The 2,222-nt window shown below is 62.2% G+C and carries 3 protein-coding genes; 1 reads left to right on the forward strand and 2 read right to left on the reverse strand.

Translation table 11 applies throughout. From position 1 onward, the window contains the following. Positions 1 to 64: 64 nt before the first annotated feature. Positions 65 to 595 carry a GNAT family N-acetyltransferase gene (locus CA234_RS23945; protein WP_007686150.1) on the reverse strand — a complete coding sequence of 177 codons (531 nt, stop codon included), beginning with the start codon at positions 593 to 595 and terminating at the stop codon, positions 65 to 67. Next, complete coding sequence (locus CA234_RS23950; protein WP_008832583.1) at positions 592 to 1,212, reverse strand: recombinase family protein; 621 nt, start codon at positions 1,210 to 1,212, stop codon at positions 592 to 594. The genes CA234_RS23945 and CA234_RS23950 overlap by 4 nt, the downstream gene beginning before the upstream one ends. A 125-nt stretch (positions 1,213 to 1,337) precedes the next feature. Between CA234_RS23950 and CA234_RS23955 the strand changes: the two genes are divergently transcribed. Beyond that, positions 1,338 to 2,222: DUF4158 domain-containing protein (locus CA234_RS23955; protein ID WP_126002928.1), on the forward strand; the 885-nt coding region annotated here is incomplete at its 3' end.

A 2,222-nucleotide genomic window follows, 5' to 3' on the forward strand; every position in this document is an offset into this window, starting at 1 on the left:
GGGGGCGTTTGCGGGAGGGGGCGGAATCCTACGCCAAGCTCGCCCAGATAGCCGGCGCGAGATCTTACTTGTTGCTGCCTTCTACGGTCGCGCCAGAAAGGCGACGGCTCAGTTCTATCCGGCGATGGCTACGCATTTTGAAGGTGTCTGGCCCAACGCGCCGATACTCAATGAAGCCGAGAGAACGCCAAAATCGCTCTGCCGCTTCATTCGCTTCCAGCACGGCCAACCGAATCTCTGTGGCACCTCTCGCAGCGGCCCAGCTTTCGACCGTCGAGTAAATTGAGCGTCCGACGCCACGACCACGCTGTGCGGCATCTACGATCATGAAGCCGAGATACCATGTGCCATCACGCGGATAATCGCGGAGGATGGCCGCGATTGCATATAGGCCGCCAGGCCCCTTCCATCCCAGGACAGCTTGATTGTGGGCGCTCTTTTCGGGCGGCACATCGGAGAAAAGCTCGCGAGCATCGTCCAGCGTGGGCGCGGCCCCGTCCTGCAACAGGAAATAGTCGCTGCAACGGTTGTACAGGTCTGCAACGTCTGCGGCGTCCGCTTGGGTAAGTTTGATCGGGGCTCCCGTCATCATCATCGCGTTTTGGCAGCAAGCACGCGCTGACCGTAATCCCGGAGTTCCCCGTTGGGACCGACATAGCGGTAGAGAGTGACGCGCTCGATCCCGAGTTCCTTGCAGAGGTCGGAAACGGACGTGTCGCGTTGGGCCATAGCAGCCTGAGCGAGCCGCACCTGGGCCTTGGAGAGGGCGAACTTGCGGCCACCCTTGCGTCCCCGCGCGCGGGCAGCGGCCAGGCCAGCCATGGTGCGCTCGCGGATCATATCCCGCTCAAACTCCGCCAGTGTGGCAAAAATGCCGAACACCATCCGGCCCGATGGCGTCGTGGTGTCGATCTGCGCGCCCTTGCCGGTGAGCACCCGCAGACCGATACCGCGATCCGACAGATTCTGCACCGTGCTGACCAGGTGGGTGAGCGTTCGGCCGAGCCGGTCGAGCTTCCAAACGATGAGGACATCGCCGTCGCGCAACGATTTCAGGCAGGCGGCAAGACCGGGGCGATCATCACGGCTACCGGATGCACGATCATCATAGATATTGCCTGGCTCGACACCGGCAGCGCGAAGGGCATCGTGCTGCAGGTCGAGCGACTGCGAGCCGTCGGCTTTGGACACGCGGGCGTAGCCGATCAGCATGGATCACAAACGAAGGTTTGAGGCGGTGACGAACATGAGCACATAAGATTGGGCTATTGTGTATCTTAACCAGCATCTCAATCAAGCTATCTCAAACCGTAGCTCGGAAAGAATAAGGAGCATGTATGCCGCGTCGCGTGACCCTGACCGATCGACAGCGCGAGGCGCTGCTTCACTTGCCGGTCGATCAAGGTGAGCTGCTGCGGCACTATACCCTCAGCGATGAGGATCTCGGGCATATCCGCCAGCGCCGGCGCGCCCACAATCGTTTTGGCTTCGCGCTGCAACTGTGCGTCCTGCGCTACCCGGGCCGGGTGCTCGCTCCTGGCGAGTTGATCCCGGCGCAGGTATCGGATTTCATCGCGGCCCAGCTCGGCCTGACCAGCGACGATCTACTCCTCTATGCCGCGCGCGAGGAGACCCGGCACGAGCATCTGGCGGACCTTCGCCGAATCTACGGCTATCGCTCCTTTTCGGGGCGGGGCGCACGGGATTTGCGCGAATGGATCGCTCGGGAAGCCGAGGCGGCGACATCGAATGAGGATCTTGCCCGTCGCTTCGTTGCGGAGTGTCGCCGCACCCGCACGATCCTTCCCGGCTCCTCGACGATCGAGCGCCTTTGCGCCGATGCGCTGGTTGAGGCCGAGCGCCGGATCGAGGATCTTATCGCCCATCGCATCACGCCAACCCTGAGCGAGAATTTGGCTCACCTGTTGGAGGATACGGTGGATGGTCGCGTCACGCGCTTCGTATGGCTGCGACAGTTCGAGGTTGGCGCAAATTCAGCAGCCGCTAACCGGCTGATGGATCGACTGGAATATCTTCAAAGGTTCGATCTTCCGGCGGATTTGCTGGACGGCGTGCCGGCGCATCGTGTGACCCGGCTTCGCCGGCAGGGCGAGCGCTATTACGCCGACGGCATGCGTGATCTGCCCGAAGACAGGCGGCTTGCGATCCTCGCTGTCTGCACCCTGGAATGGCGGTCATCGCTGGCCGATGTCATCGTGGAG

This window comes from Sphingomonas sp. ABOLE, from assembly GCF_003950455.1.
Classification (GTDB): Bacteria; Pseudomonadota; Alphaproteobacteria; order Sphingomonadales; family Sphingomonadaceae; genus Sphingomonas; species Sphingomonas trueperi.

Excerpts from the sequence above, each read along its gene's own strand:
- CA234_RS23945 (WP_007686150.1), bottom strand. The coding sequence starts at position 595 with ATGATGATGACGGGAGCCCCGATCAAACTTACCCAAGCGGACGCCGCA.
- CA234_RS23950 (WP_008832583.1), bottom strand. The coding sequence starts at position 1,212 with ATGCTGATCGGCTACGCCCGCGTGTCCAAAGCCGACGGCTCGCAGTCG.